Raw genomic sequence first — 12,825 nt, 5'->3', positions numbered from 1 at the left:
CCAGACCGACGGGCAAGACCATGAAGATCAAGAATTCGCTCAAGGCGCTGAAGGCGCGTCACCGCGACAACCAGCTGGTTCGCCGCAAGGGCCGCGTCTACATCATCAACAAGACCGCTCCACGCTACAAGGCGCGCCAGGGCTGAGTGTTCGGCCGGAGGCTCGTTGCCTCCGTCCATACGATGGTAATTGCCTGGTTCCAGGCACTTTCACGCTAATTTCAGTTTGACGATCCGCCGTCCGGGGTTAGATTCCGGCGATGCGGATTCTTTTTGCATTTTTGGCCACCCTCTTTCTTTTCGGCGTCACTCCGGCGTCGGCGGACGATCCGCCGGCAAAGCCGCCGGTTGCCCTGACCAGGGAAGCCAGGCTCGACCAACTGTTTGCCGAGCTGAAGCGCGAGCGCAACGAAAAGGCGGCCGAGCGCATCGCCGGGCGCATCTGGGGCGAATGGTTCCAGTCCGGCAGCGCCTCGATCGACCTGATGATGCAATGGTCGCAAAAGGCGATTGACGACCAGAAGTTCGACGTCGCCCTCGACTTCCTCGACCAGGTCGTCATCCTGCAGCCAAAATATGCCGAAGGCTGGAACCGGCGCGCCACCGTCCATTACATGATGAAGAATTTCGGGAAATCGATGTCCGACATCGACCAGACGCTGCAGCTTGAACCACGCCATTTCGGCGCGCTTTCCGGCCTGGCCCAGATCATGGCCGCCACCGGCCACAAGCAATCGGCGCTCGAAGCCTGGCAGAAGGTGCTTACCATCTATCCGATGATGCGCAGCGCCCAGGACCAGGTCGCGGCAATTTCGGAAGAGCTTGCCGGCGAAGGAATTTGATTAGGCAGTAGGAATTAGGGATTAGTGAGTAGTCAGTAGAGAAGATTGGTCGAGACGCCACCTCCCTACTCCCTACTCCCTACTCCCTACTCCCTACTCCCTACTCCCTACTCCCTACTCCCTACTCCCTAGAACTTATCCCCCTCCACCCCCGTATCTCCGCGCATGAACCTCATTTACGCCGCCTGTGCTTTGCTCCTCGCGCTCGTCTTTGCCCTGGCCGGTGTCACCCGCGCCGGCACGTGGCTGATCGAGTGGCGGAACCCGCCGGCCGGCGAATTTGCCGACATCGACGCCACCCGCATCCACTATGTCCACGTACCGGCGCCTCAAAATGCCGAGCTGCCGGCGATCGTCTTCATCCATGGCGCCAGCGCCAACCTCAGGGATCAGATGCTGCCGATCAGGCCTTTGCTCGAAGGCCGCGCCGAGATGGTCTTCCTCGACCGGCCGGGCTTCGGCTGGTCGGCGCGCGGCCCCGGCAATGAGAGCCCGTCGGGGCAGGCCGACACCATCGCCAGGCTGATGGACCGTCTCGGCATCCACAAGGCGATCATCGTCGGCCATTCGTTTGGCGGCGTGATCACCGCCGCCTTTGGCCGCGAACACCCGGAGAAGACGCTCGGGCTGGTCTTTCTGTCGCCGGTCAGCCACCCCTGGCCGGGCGGCGCGACCGCCTGGTACTACAAGCTGACCGCCACCCCCATCATCGGCTGGCTGTTCTCGGAGACATTGACCTATCCGGCAGGCACGCTGCAGATGGACGGCGCCACGGCCTGCGTGTTTTCTCCCAACAAGGTGCCGGAAGGCTATGTCGGCAATGCCTCGATTCCGCTGGTGCTGCGTCCCGGCGCTTTCCGCGCCAACGCCATCGATGTCGCCGGCCTCTACGACTATACGCTGAAGGCCGCGCCGCATTACCGCGACATCACAGCGCCGACCATCGTCATCTCGGGCGACCGCGACAAGGTGGTCTATGCCTCGATCCATTCGGTCGGCCTGGTCAGGGACATCCCCGGCGCCGAACTGATCTGGGTCCACAATCTCGGCCACAAGCCGGATTGGATCGCCTCCGACCTCGTCGTCGGCGCGATCGAGAAAGTCGCCGGCAAGGTCGTCGACCTGCAGGCAATGGCAAAAACCGTGGAAGCACGCATCGCCGGCGATGCGTACAACGATGCACAGTGCCCCGACATTACGGTGCCCGACGCGCAACTCGCCCCGACGTGACGGCCGCATGTATGTCCTGAAGTACGGAATCAAGAAAAACCCCGAAGCGTTCTGGGCGCTACCGGATAGCATCTTCTTCGGCTACGGCGCCTGCCACATCCTTGCGGGCACCTTCCTCAGCCATCCTCCCCTGGACGGATTCTGCGGCGAACGGATCATTCCGGGCGAGGATTTCTACGGCAACCATATCTACATGACGAACGGCGTGATCGCCTTCGACTATCACGGCTATTCCAGCCGAGAGCGGCTTCTGCAGCACCACGGAAGGGGATGGGCTTCGCATAGCGCAGGCTGGCACTGCACGCTGGAAAGGGTCGATTTCGACCTGCTCGACACCGCCGACCTCAACCGGCGAAAGATGCGCGGCCCGGATCAGTATCTCTATGACCCAATCCCTCGCGCACACCGCTTCCTTCAGCGTATCGATCACGCCGAAGGTGCGGCAAGAGCGCTGCGAACTGTGATGAGTTGAAGCCTCTGTCAACCTATGTTGCGGGTGGCCTGCACGTCCGACCCGACATAGGCGATGCGCAGCATGTTGGTCGAACCCGGCGTCCTCAGCGGCACGCCCGCCGTGATGATGACGCGGTCGCCCGGCTGACCGAACCCCTCTTCGAAAGCGATGCGGCAGGCGCGGTCGACCATGTCGTCGAGGTCGCTGGCGTCGGGCGAGACGACGCAATGCGTGCCCCACAAGAGCGACAGCCGCCGCGCCGTGTTGAGGATCGGCGACAGCGCGATGATCGGCACTTGCGGCCGCTCGCGCGCGGCGCGCAGGCCCGTGGTGCCCGACGCCGTATAGGTTATGATCGCCGACAGTTTCAGAGTCTCGGCAATCTCGCGGGCGGCGAGCGAAATGGCGTCGGCGCCGGTTGCTTCCGGTTCCGAGCGCTGCGCGTTGATGATGCCGGCATAGGTCGGGTCGGTTTCGACCTTGGTGGCGATGCGGTTCATCATCGCCACCGCCTCGACCGGATAGGCGCCGGCAGCGGATTCGGCTGAAAGCATGATGGCGTCGGCGCCCTCGAACACGGCGATCGACACGTCGGACACCTCGGCGCGGGTCGGCACCGGCGCGGTGATCATCGATTCCAGCATCTGCGTGGCGACCACCACCGGCTTGCCGGCGCGGCGCGCGGCGCGCGTGATCTGCTTCTGGATGCCGGGCACCGCTTCCAGCGGCATTTCCACACCGAGATCGCCGCGGGCGACCATCAGCGCGTCGGAGAGTTCGATGATTTCGGCCAGCCGGGCGACGGCCTGCGGCTTTTCAATCTTGGCCATGATCAGTGCCCGGCCGCGCGCGATCTTGCGGGCTTCCGCCAAATCCTCCGGCCGCTGCACGAAGGACAGCGCCACCCAGTCGACGCTTTCCGCCAGCACCGCATCGAGGTCCTTGCGGTCCTTTTCGGTCAGCGCACCGACCGGCAGGTCGGTGTCGGGCAGGCTGACGCCCTTCTTGTCGGAAATGGTGGTGCCGGCGACGACGGTGCAGGTGATAGACTTGCCGTCGCTCTTCACCGCCCTGAGCTCCAGCTTGCCGTCATCGATCAACAGACGGTGGCCGGCCTCGACCGAGCTCAGGATTTCGGGATGCGGCAGGTAGACCCGGGTCGACGTGCCGGGCTCGGGATTGTTGTCGAGGGTGAAGGTCTGGCCCGGCGTCAGAACCTCCTTGCCGTTGGCGAACTTGCCGACGCGCAGCTTCGGTCCCTGCAAATCGGCCAGGATGCCGATCGGACGGCCAACTTTCTCCTCGACCGCGCGGATGCGGCCGACCAGCGTGCGCATCAACTCGTGATCGGTGTGGCTCATATTGATGCGGAAGACATCGGCGCCGGCTTCGAACAGCTTCTGCAGCATCTCCTCGGACGAGGAGGCAGGACCGATGGTGGCGAGGATCTTGACCTTGCGGCTACGTCTCATTGACTGTTTGTTCCCGGGGCGGCTGGAGCGCCTCCCGTTGTGGACTCATCGGTCAGCTGGACCATCCAGCTTGCCTGCTCGCCCGTGTCATATTCCTGGAATCCGGCGCGCTGGAAGCCCCGAGCGACGCAATCGGTAACGCCTGCGATCTTGAACTCTTTTTCAGCCACGCACATGTTGATCGGGCCATCCCAGCGCCCGCCGCGCTCGGCGTCTTCTGCATAAAGATAGTAAAACCTCGATGACAGCGGACCTTCGATCAGCGTCTTGCAGCTCGATCCTTCGATGTGCCACCACCCCTCGGTGATCCAGCCTGCCTTGGCGCGGTAGCCGATGCCGACGCCGACCAGGTTCTGCGTGGCGTTGCAGACGCGGAAATCGGCGCGGGCGGGCGAAGCCGCGACCAGCGCGGTGAGCCCTAGCGTCAGGGTCAGGAGCGGCACGGCAAAGGCGGTGCGCGCACGCGGCCTGCCGGCGGAACCCATCCCGAAACCCCTCAATAACGTCATCTGCATCTCTCAACGCCCCTTTTCGGAAAAGTCCGGGCGCATGTCAACGCGCCGTTCTGTCCAATTCCAATCGATTTAGAAAGGCCCCCGACACGCGATCTGCCGCGCGTCACGGGATTTTCGCAGAAACCGTGGCCAAACAACGGCATTGCGCAACAGTCCTCTTCGTGGGAATGACGATACCACCCTCCCCGGAAGCCAGCGAACAGACCTTTCCAGCCAATGACCCGATCCACAGTTTTCGCGCCTTTCGATATTGTCGAAGGCGACCGCAAGCGAGGCATCGTGCTTGTCGCCGACCATGCCCGCCGCGACCTGCCGGAGGAGTATGGCAGTCTAGGCCTGCCGGCGGCGGAACTCGATCGCCATATCGCCTACGACATCGGTGTCGAGACGGTGACGCGCGAACTTGCCGCAGCGCTCGACGTGCCGGCGGTGATCGCCAATTTTTCGCGGCTGCTGATCGATCCCAATCGCGGCGAGGACGACCCGACGCTGATCCGCCAGCTCTATGACGGCACCGTCGTGCCGGGAAACTATCCCATGGCACCGGCCGAACGCGAAAGGCGGCTCGACGGCTTCTACCGGCCTTATCAGGACGCGGTCGGCGCCATGATCGCGTCGGTGGCGCACGCCTCAGGCAAAGCGCCGTTCATCTTCTCCGTACACTCCTTCACCCCTGTCATGCAGGGCTTCATCCGCCCTTGGCATGTCGGCATATTGTGGGACCTCGACGACCGCGTGGCGCGGCCGCTGATCGACATGCTGGCGCAGGATAAAAACCTCGTCGTCGGCGACAATGAACCTTATGACGGCGCGTTGCGTGGCGACACCATGTTCAAGCACGCCATCGTCAACGGCTTTGCCCATGCGCTGATCGAGATTCGCCAGGACCTGATATCAGACAGCAAGGGGGCGCTGGCCTGGGCGCAACGGCTGGCGCCGATCGTTGACGCCATCGACCGCCGTCCCGATATACATCAGGTGAAGATGTTCGGCTCGCGCACCGGGCCGCTGTGAGGATCCAAGGCAATGACCGAACTCAGCGATGACCAGAAACGCGATTTCGAGGCCGCGGCCTTCCGCCGGCTGGTCGAGCATCTGCGCGAGCGCAGCGATGTGCAAAACATCGACCTGATGAACCTCGCCGGCTTCTGCCGCAACTGCCTGTCGAACTGGTACCGCGAAGCGGCCGAGGCTGAGGGCGTCGATCTCGGCAAGGACCAGTCGCGCGAAATCGTCTACAGCATGCCCTATGCGCAATGGCAGGCGCTGAACCAGACCGAGGCTTCGGACGCCAAGAAGGCGGAATTCGAGGCGAGGCGGCCGAGGGATCATTGACGATTGGCTAGGCCCTACGCGACTTCGTCATCCTAGGGTGGAGCAGTCGCGAAGCGACGTCGCGGAAACCGTAGGATGACGAAGAGAAAGGCGCTTGACGAGAAATTGAATCGATCTAATTTGCCGCGCAAAGCCATTCCTTGACCGGATTCGGGCCATGAACGCGCAAGACACCATGCAGAGCGCCCTTCAGGGGCGATGGGCCGTAGCCGCGATCTTCCTCGCCAACGGCTTCCTGACCGGCAGCTGGGCGCCGCAGATTCCGGTGTTCCTGACCCGGCTCGACATCTCGAAATTCACCCTCGGTCTGCTGATCCTTCTGTTCGGCGTCGGCGCGGTCGCGGCCATGAGCTGGTGCGGCCATCTGATCTCCAGGCATGGCTCGCGCGCCGTGTTGCGCTGGTTCGGCCTGTGCGGCAGCCTCGGCCTGCTGATCGTGGCGCTGGCGCCCAACGTGCCGCTGGCGGCGATCGCCATGATCATCTTCGGCGGCTCGATCGGCGGCATGGATGTCGCCATGAACGCCAATGCCGTGGTGGTCGAGCGCCGGCTGTCCCGCGCCATCATGTCGTCCTCGCACGGCTTCTGGAGCCTCGGCGGTTTCGCCGGTGGCGGTCTGGGCGGTTACGCCATCCAGACTTACGGCCACCTCGCCCATGCGGCTGTGGTCACGGTCATAGCTTTTGCCGTCATTGCCGTGGCGGTCGGCTACCTCATCGCCGAGGACAAGCCGCAGGCCGCCGAGCATCACAGATTAACGCTGCCGGCCAACCCGCTGGTCTATCTTGTCGGGCTGATGGCGCTGCTGACGATGATTTCCGAGGGCGCCGTGCTCGACTGGGCAGCGCTTTATCTCCGGCAGGAGCTCGGCGCCGACCTCGCCATCGCCGGCCTTGCCTACGCCGCCTTCTCCGGCGTCATGGCTGTCATGCGCTTTTTCGGCGACGGCGTGCGCAACCGCTTCGGCGCGGTGGCCACGCTGCGCGGCTCGGCGGTGGTCGCCGCCGCCGGCATGCTGGTCGCCGGCCTGTCGCCTTCGCCCTGGATCGCCATCGCGGCTTTTGCCCTGTGCGGCTTCGGCATCGCCAATATGGTGCCGATCATCTTCTCGGCCGGCGGCAATCAGGAAGGCATGTCGTCGGGCACCGGCATGAGCGTCGTCACCACCATGGGCTATTCCGGTATATTGGTGGCGCCGTCGGCGATCGGCTTCGTTGCCGAGCATTCGAGCTTCGGCCCGATTTTCGTCGCCATGTCGGCGCTGCTGGTCGTCGTGCTGTTGATGGCCGGGCTCGCTCACCGCGCCGAATTCGCGGCCGCCCCCGCCGAATAGCGCTTCAGCTCCTCGTAGAGGAAATCCGCTACGCGGCGGATGCGCACGCTGGTGCGCACGTCGCGATGCATGGCCAGCCACACCGGCAGGCTGGGCAGTGGCAGGCCGAGCAGCAGTTTCTCCAGCGACGGGTCGCTGTCCGCCAGCGGCTCCTGGCCAAGACCGACGCCGTTTCCCGCCCGCAGCGCTTCCCACAGAACGATCTGGTTGTCGGTCCTGAAGCGGAAACTGCTTCGGGTGACGGGGATGCCGGCCTGGGTAAAGCCCCGGATCATCTCGTCGCTGCGGTCGAAGCCGATCAGCGGATGGTCGAGAAGGTCCGCAGGCTTGAGCGGGCGTCCGTGCCTGTCGAGATAGGATTTCGCCGCGCAGCAGCAGAGCTTGATATCGCAGACCTTGCGCGCCGTCAGCTCGTTCTGCGCCGGCTTGACCATGCGGATGGCGATGTCGGCATCCCTTCGCAGCAGGTTCTCGACCTGGTTCGAGGCGACGATCTCGACCTCGATGCCGGGTTCCTCGATGCCGAGCCGCGCCGTCATCCTCGGCAGCACATAGGCCGCCACCACCTCGCTGGCGGCAATGCGCACCGTGCCTTCGATCGCCTCGACCGAGCCCAATGCCAATAGTGAGAACGCGCTCGCCTGCTCGCTCACCGCTCTGCCGCGTTCGAACAGCGTGGCGCCTGCTTCCGTCAGTGCATAGCCGCGCCGCCCGCGCCGGAACAAGGTGACGCCCAACGCCTGTTCGAGCTCACCGATGTGACGCCCGAGCGTCGGTTGGCTGGCCGACAGTTTGCGCGCCGCGGCCGACAGGCTGCCGGTCTCCGCCACGGTGACGAAACTCTTGATCAGGTTCCAGTCGATGTCTTCCATTCATTTATGAATAACAAATCTGCATCCATAGTCAATTTTCATTCGCGTATGAACGCATCATATTCGCCGTGCAAACACAGACACGGAGAAGAAAAATGACCAAGATCGCAATTCTAGGCGCCAATGGCCGGCTCGGCCGCGTGGTTGGCAAGGCCTTCATCGACGCCGGTTTCGACGTCCGCGCCGTCACCCGCACCGGCAAGGTGCCGGCCGAACTCAAGGGCGCCACCGCCGTCACCGGAGATGCACTCGACCGCGAGGCGCTGATCCGCGCCACGCAGGGTGTCGACATCGTCTTCAACGGTCTCAACCCGATCTACACCGACTGGGGCAAATGCCTGCCGATGGCGGAGAACGTCATGGCCGCCTGCCATGCCAATGGCGCGCTGCAACTTTTCCCCGGCACCGTCTATAATTACGGCTCGCCGATGCCTCAGCTCGTCACGGAAGACACGCCGTTCCGCCCGACCACCGAGAAGGGCCGCATCCGCTGCGCCATGGAAGCGCTGTTTCGCCGCGAGGCCAATGCCGGCCGCGTCCGCACCATCATCCTGCGCGCCGGCGATTTCTTCGGCGGCACCGGCAGCGGATCATGGTTCGACCTCGTCGTCACCGCCAAGATGAACAAGGACGTCTACACAGCGCCTGGCCCCGCCAACCTCGTGCACGAATGGGCCTATTTGCCGGACTTCGCCATCGGCTTCGTCGGCCTGGCGCGTAATCAGGGCAAGCTCGGCTTCTTTGAGACGCTCAACTTCCCCGGCCACGCCGTCACCGACATGGACATCAAGGCCGCGGCCGAGAAGGCGCTTGGCCGCCCGCTGAAACTGACCTTCATGCCCTGGTGGGTGCTGCGCGCCGGCAGCCCGTTCGTGGCGATGTGGCGCGAGATCGTCTCGATGTCCTATCTGCGCTTCGAACCGCACCGGCTCGTGTCCGACCGGTTGGAAGGCATCATCGGCGAAGTCCCGCACACCCCGCTGGACGAGGCCGTGGCCGAGGCCTTGAAGGACATCGGCATCAGCCTCGACCGTGCAAAAGACGCCGCCTAGACAAAATCTCTCGCGGTGCTGGCCCAATCGCTGGAAATCAGCAACCGGATGGTCATTATGAGGAGACTGTTTATAACGGTCGGCGAGATCACCATCACCAAGGGGAGACGATGCGTTACATACGTCCGCTTTCAATCGAAGACGCCGTTGGCCTGCTGGCCGACGCTTCCGGCACATCAGCCATTCTCGCTGGAGGCAGTGACCTCCTCGTTCGGATGAAGGGCGGGTTTGTCAATCCCGACCTGATCGTCGACATCAAGGCGATCGAGGGCTTGAGCGAGATCAGGGAGACGGCCGACGGCTTCAGCATCGGCGCCGCCGTCCCCTGCGCCGTCCTGGGCGAGAGCTCGGTTCTGAAGAAGGCCTGGCCCGGTGTCGTCGAAGCGGCGAAGCTGATCGGCTCCAAGCAGGTCCAGGGCCGCTGCACCATCGTTGGCAATCTGTGCAACGCATCGCCGGCCGCCGACAGCGTCCCGGCCTTGGTGGCCGCCGCCGCAAAGGCCGCGGTTGCCGGTCCCTCGGGCAAGCGCACCATTCCGGTCGAGGCTGTGCCGATCGGGCCTGGCAAGACCTCGCTCACCAAGGGTGAGATCGTCGAGGCGATCCTGCTCGACAAGCGCGCGCCGCGTTCGGGCGACGCCTACCTCAGATTCATTCCGCGCACCGAGATGGACATCGCGGTGGTCAGCGCCGGCGTGAAGCTGACGCTCGACGAGCATGGCGTCATAACAGCCGCCCGCGTCGCGCTGGGCGCCGCGGCCCCGACCGTGCTTCTGGTGGAAGAAGCAGCCGAGGCTCTCATCGGCAGGAAGCTGGATGAGGCGGCACTTGAGCGGCTCGCCAAGATCTGCGCTGGGGCCTGCCGCCCCATCGACGACAAGCGCGGTACCATCGAGTTCAGACGAAAAGTTGCGGGCGTGCTGGCCGGACGGGCCGCGACGACCGCCTACGCACGCGCAGGAGGCAAATGATGGCCGGTGTAGCAGTTTCAACGACAATCAACGGCGATCACGTCGAATACCTTTGCCAGCCCGACGAGACGTTGCTCGACGTCCTGCGCGATCGGCTCGGCCTGACCGGCGCCAAGGAAGGCTGCGGCACGGGCGACTGCGGCGCCTGCTCGATCATTCTCGACAATCGGCTGGTCTGCTCCTGCCTTGTGCTTGGCGCTGAAGCCGAAGGCCGGCATATCGAGACCGTCGAAGGCATGGCGCATGGCGATCAGTTGCATCCGCTGCAGCAGAAATTCCTCGAACACGCAGCCTTGCAATGCGGCATCTGCACGCCGGGCTTCCTGATCGCGGCGAAGGACCTCCTGGCCAAGAACCCCGATCCGACCGAGGAAGAAATCCGCTTCGGCCTCGCCGGAAACCTCTGCCGCTGCACCGGCTACGACAAGATCGTGCGCGCGGTGCAGGATGCGGCCAACGTGATGAAGGGAGCACACGCATGAACTTCGATCCACGCTTTTCGGGCCGCAAATTCTCATCCGTCGGCACGCGGCCTATCCGTCCCGACGGCGTCGACAAGGTGACCGGACGCGCCCGCTACGGCGCCGACTTCAACATGGCTGGACAGCTGGTCGGGCGTGTTCTGCGCAGCCCGCACGCCCACGCGAAAATCCTCAAGATCGACACCTCGAAGGCGGAAAAGCTCCCCGGCGTGAAAGCGGTGATCACCGCCGCCGACCTGCCCGATCTCACCGATGGCGATGCCGCCATGTACGACGTCCTCGACAATTGCATGGCGCGCGGCAAGGCGCTCTATGACGGCCACGCCGTGGCCGCGGTCGCCGCCGTCGATGCCCGCACGGCCAGGCAGGCGCTGAAGCTCATCGAGGTCGAATACGAGCTGTTGCCGCATGTCACCGATGTCGACGAGGCGATGAAGCACACCGCCCCCTTGATCAACGACACCATCTTCACCGAGGGTCTCGAGGAAAAGCCGGTAAAGCCGTCCAACGTCACCAAGCGCAGCCAGTTTGGCCATGGCGATGTCCATCAGGGCTTTGGCCACGCCGATGTCATCGTCGAGCGCTCCTTCAAGACCGAGCAGACGCACCAGGGCTATATCGAGCCGCATGCCTGCGTGGCGAGCGTCTCGTCCGACGGCACCGCCGACCTCTGGGTCTGCACGCAGGGCCATTTCGTCTACCGCCAGCATTGTGCGCAATTGCTCGGGCTGGAAGCCTCGAAGCTGCGCGTCACCTCGTCTGAAATCGGCGGCGGCTTCGGCGGCAAGACCCATGTCTGGGCCGAGCCGGTGGCGCTCGCTTTGTCGCGCAAGGCAGGCCGGCCGGTGAAGCTGGTGATGACCCGCGACGAGGTGTTCCGCGCCTCGGGTCCGACCAGCGCGACCTCGATCGACGTCAAGATCGGCGCCCGCAAGGATGGCACCATCACTGCCGCCGAAGCGACGCTGCGCTACACCAGCGGCCCCTATGCCGGGACCTGGGCCGAGATCGGCGCCATGACGGCGTTCGCCTGTTACAAGCTGGATAACGTCCAGACGGTCGGCTTCGAAGTGCTGGTCAACCGACCGAAGACTGCGGCCTATCGCGCACCCTCGGCACCCATGGCTGCGTTCGCGGTGGAAAGCGCCGTCGACGAACTGGCCAAGGAGCTTGGCATGGATCCGGTCGAGTTCCGCATCAAGAACGCCGCGCAGGAAGGCACCCGCTCTTCCTACGGCCCGGTCTACGGCCCGATCGGCATCGGCCCGACGCTGGAGGCGGCCAAGCACCATCCGCACATGAAGGCGCCGCTGGGCAAGAACCAGGGGCGCGGCATGGCCTGCGGCTTCTGGTTCAACTTCGGCGGCCAGACCTGCGTGGACCTGAACATCGGCATGGACGGCTCGGTGTCGCTGGCCGTCGGCACGGTGGATGTCGGCGGTTCGCGCGCGTCGCTGTCGCTGGTGGCGGCGGAGGAGCTCGGCATCGACTATGCCCAGCTCAAGGCGGTGGTCGCCGACACGTCCTCGCTTGGCTACAACGACATGACCGACGGCAGCCGCGGCACCTTCTCGTCCTCGATGGCGACCATCTCGGCCGCCCGCAACGCGATCAAGATCCTGCGTGAGCGCGCCGCCCAGACGTGGGACATCCCCGTCGACGACGTGGTCTGGGAAAACGGCCACGCCATCGCCAAGGGCGAGAAATACGGCAACCTTGCAGCCCTGTCGCTGAAGGAGATCGCCGCCGCTTCCGGCAAGACCGGCGGGCCGATCGCCGGCCACAGCGAGCTCGTCGCCGACGGCGCCGGCGTCTCCTTCGCCACCCATATATGCGACATCGAGGTCGACCCCGATACCGGCTCGACCAGGGTGATCCGCTACACGGTGATCCAGGATGCCGGCAAGGCGGTGCACCCCACCTATGTCGAGGGCCAGTACCAGGGCGGCGCCGCGCAAGGCATCGGCTGGGCGCTCAACGAGGAGTATATCTACGGCAAGGACGGGCGCCTCCAGAATGCCGGCTTCCTCGACTATCGCATCCCGGTCTGCTCGGACCTGCCGATGATCGACACGCAGATCCTCGAGATCCCCAACCCCAACCACCCCTATGGCGTGCGCGGCGTCGGCGAAACCTCGATCGTGCCGCCGCTGGCGGCGATCGCCAACGCGGTCTCCAACGCCGCCGGCGTGCGCATGACCCACATCCCGATGTCGCCGCCAAGGGTCCTCGCCGCGATCGAGGCGGAACGGGGAGGCTAGGGCAAAA

General features: G+C 64.5%; 14 protein-coding genes. 11 read left to right on the top strand and 3 right to left on the bottom strand.

The window, feature by feature from the left end; genetic code table 11:
• Nucleotides 1-20 precede the first annotated feature (20 nt).
• The 4 genes from ykgO to X750_RS141475 all read left to right on the top strand — a co-directional run bounded on the left by ykgO (nucleotide 21) and on the right by X750_RS141475 (nucleotide 2,543).
• On the top strand, nucleotides 21-146 hold the full coding sequence (gene ykgO / locus X750_RS141460; RefSeq protein ID WP_006327841.1) for a type B 50S ribosomal protein L36: 126 nt from the start codon (nucleotides 21-23) through the stop codon (nucleotides 144-146).
• A gap of 113 nt (nucleotides 147-259) precedes the next feature.
• Entirely contained in the window at nucleotides 260-841 is a 582-nt protein-coding gene (locus X750_RS141465) for a hypothetical protein (RefSeq protein WP_023706264.1), read from the top strand.
• Between the two features lie 165 nt (nucleotides 842-1,006).
• Nucleotides 1,007-2,071: an alpha/beta hydrolase gene (locus X750_RS141470; protein ID WP_023706263.1), complete on the top strand. Its 1,065-nt coding sequence runs from the start codon at nucleotides 1,007-1,009 to the stop codon at nucleotides 2,069-2,071.
• A 7-nt stretch (nucleotides 2,072-2,078) separates the two neighbouring features.
• Nucleotides 2,079-2,543 (top strand): hypothetical protein, encoded by a 465-nt coding sequence (locus X750_RS141475; protein WP_023733031.1) that lies wholly within the window; start codon nucleotides 2,079-2,081, stop codon nucleotides 2,541-2,543.
• An 8-nt stretch (nucleotides 2,544-2,551) separates the two neighbouring features.
• On the opposite strand, the gene pyk is transcribed toward X750_RS141475, so the two are convergent.
• Together pyk and X750_RS141485 are read right to left on the bottom strand one after the other, a co-directional pair.
• A complete protein-coding gene (pyk, locus tag X750_RS141480) occupies nucleotides 2,552-3,997 on the bottom strand; it encodes a pyruvate kinase (protein WP_023673117.1) in 1,446 nt (481 codons plus the stop codon).
• Nucleotides 3,994-4,482 (bottom strand): DUF1036 domain-containing protein, encoded by a 489-nt coding sequence (locus X750_RS141485; protein WP_023673118.1) that lies wholly within the window; start codon nucleotides 4,480-4,482, stop codon nucleotides 3,994-3,996. The genes pyk and X750_RS141485 overlap by 4 nt, the downstream gene beginning before the upstream one ends.
• A gap of 246 nt (nucleotides 4,483-4,728) precedes the next feature.
• On the opposite strand from X750_RS141485, the gene X750_RS141490 reads away from it, so the two are divergent.
• From X750_RS141490 to X750_RS141500, 3 genes are all read left to right on the top strand, one after another.
• The gene (locus tag X750_RS141490) at nucleotides 4,729-5,526 is read left to right on the top strand and encodes an N-formylglutamate amidohydrolase (RefSeq protein ID WP_023706261.1); all 798 of its coding nucleotides are present in this window, start codon (nucleotides 4,729-4,731) and stop codon (nucleotides 5,524-5,526) included.
• Nucleotides 5,527-5,538: 12 nt separating this feature from the next.
• A complete protein-coding gene (locus tag X750_RS141495; protein WP_023748318.1) occupies nucleotides 5,539-5,847 on the top strand; it encodes a DUF1244 domain-containing protein in 309 nt (102 codons plus the stop codon).
• Between the two features lie 157 nt (nucleotides 5,848-6,004).
• A complete protein-coding gene (locus X750_RS141500) occupies nucleotides 6,005-7,180 on the top strand; it encodes an MFS transporter (protein WP_023748317.1) in 1,176 nt (391 codons plus the stop codon).
• Here X750_RS141500 and X750_RS141505 read toward each other — a convergent pair.
• The gene (locus tag X750_RS141505) at nucleotides 7,144-8,052 is read right to left on the bottom strand and encodes a LysR family transcriptional regulator (protein ID WP_023748316.1); all 909 of its coding nucleotides are present in this window, start codon (nucleotides 8,050-8,052) and stop codon (nucleotides 7,144-7,146) included. The genes X750_RS141500 and X750_RS141505 overlap by 37 nt on opposite strands.
• Nucleotides 8,053-8,147: 95 nt before the next feature.
• Between X750_RS141505 and X750_RS141510 the strand changes: the two genes are divergently transcribed.
• The 4 genes from X750_RS141510 (at nucleotide 8,148) to X750_RS141525 (ending at nucleotide 12,818) form a co-directional block, all read left to right on the top strand.
• On the top strand, nucleotides 8,148-9,104 hold the full coding sequence (locus X750_RS141510) for an SDR family oxidoreductase (RefSeq protein ID WP_023708569.1): 957 nt from the start codon (nucleotides 8,148-8,150) through the stop codon (nucleotides 9,102-9,104).
• Between the two features lie 110 nt (nucleotides 9,105-9,214).
• The gene (locus X750_RS141515) at nucleotides 9,215-10,075 is read left to right on the top strand and encodes a xanthine dehydrogenase family protein subunit M (protein ID WP_023708567.1); all 861 of its coding nucleotides are present in this window, start codon (nucleotides 9,215-9,217) and stop codon (nucleotides 10,073-10,075) included.
• A complete protein-coding gene (locus X750_RS141520) occupies nucleotides 10,075-10,557 on the top strand; it encodes a (2Fe-2S)-binding protein (protein WP_023684040.1) in 483 nt (160 codons plus the stop codon). Before X750_RS141515 ends, X750_RS141520 begins: the two co-directional genes overlap by 1 nt.
• Complete coding sequence (locus X750_RS141525) at nucleotides 10,554-12,818, top strand: xanthine dehydrogenase family protein molybdopterin-binding subunit (protein WP_023748315.1); 2,265 nt, start codon at nucleotides 10,554-10,556, stop codon at nucleotides 12,816-12,818. The genes X750_RS141520 and X750_RS141525 overlap by 4 nt, the downstream gene beginning before the upstream one ends.
• Nucleotides 12,819-12,825 lie beyond the last annotated feature (7 nt).

This window comes from Mesorhizobium sp. LNJC391B00, assembly GCF_000502535.1.
In the GTDB taxonomy this organism is placed as follows: domain Bacteria; phylum Pseudomonadota; class Alphaproteobacteria; order Rhizobiales; family Rhizobiaceae; genus Mesorhizobium.
The sequence above is the reverse complement of the archived record's forward strand: the minus strand, read 5'-3'. Positions and strand labels throughout refer to the sequence as shown.

Bases quoted from the DNA above. Each gene is read 5' to 3' on its own strand.
- ykgO (WP_006327841.1), top strand. From the start codon at position 21: ATGAAGATCAAGAATTCGCTCAAGGCGCTGAAGGCGCGTCACCGCGAC.
- X750_RS141515 (WP_023708567.1), top strand. From the start codon at position 9,215: ATGCGTTACATACGTCCGCTTTCAATCGAAGACGCCGTTGGCCTGCTG.
- X750_RS141525 (WP_023748315.1), top strand. From the start codon at position 10,554: ATGAACTTCGATCCACGCTTTTCGGGCCGCAAATTCTCATCCGTCGGC.
- X750_RS141490 (WP_023706261.1), top strand. From the start codon at position 4,729: ATGACCCGATCCACAGTTTTCGCGCCTTTCGATATTGTCGAAGGCGAC.
- X750_RS141500 (WP_023748317.1), top strand. From the start codon at position 6,005: ATGAACGCGCAAGACACCATGCAGAGCGCCCTTCAGGGGCGATGGGCC.
- X750_RS141465 (WP_023706264.1), top strand. From the start codon at position 260: ATGCGGATTCTTTTTGCATTTTTGGCCACCCTCTTTCTTTTCGGCGTC.
- X750_RS141520 (WP_023684040.1), top strand. From the start codon at position 10,075: ATGGCCGGTGTAGCAGTTTCAACGACAATCAACGGCGATCACGTCGAA.
- X750_RS141485 (WP_023673118.1), bottom strand. From the start codon at position 4,482: ATGGGTTCCGCCGGCAGGCCGCGTGCGCGCACCGCCTTTGCCGTGCCG.
- X750_RS141475 (WP_023733031.1), top strand. From the start codon at position 2,079: ATGTATGTCCTGAAGTACGGAATCAAGAAAAACCCCGAAGCGTTCTGG.
- X750_RS141505 (WP_023748316.1), bottom strand. From the start codon at position 8,052: ATGGAAGACATCGACTGGAACCTGATCAAGAGTTTCGTCACCGTGGCG.
- X750_RS141470 (WP_023706263.1), top strand. From the start codon at position 1,007: ATGAACCTCATTTACGCCGCCTGTGCTTTGCTCCTCGCGCTCGTCTTT.
- X750_RS141495 (WP_023748318.1), top strand. From the start codon at position 5,539: ATGACCGAACTCAGCGATGACCAGAAACGCGATTTCGAGGCCGCGGCC.
- pyk (WP_023673117.1), bottom strand. From the start codon at position 3,997: ATGAGACGTAGCCGCAAGGTCAAGATCCTCGCCACCATCGGTCCTGCC.
- X750_RS141510 (WP_023708569.1), top strand. From the start codon at position 8,148: ATGACCAAGATCGCAATTCTAGGCGCCAATGGCCGGCTCGGCCGCGTG.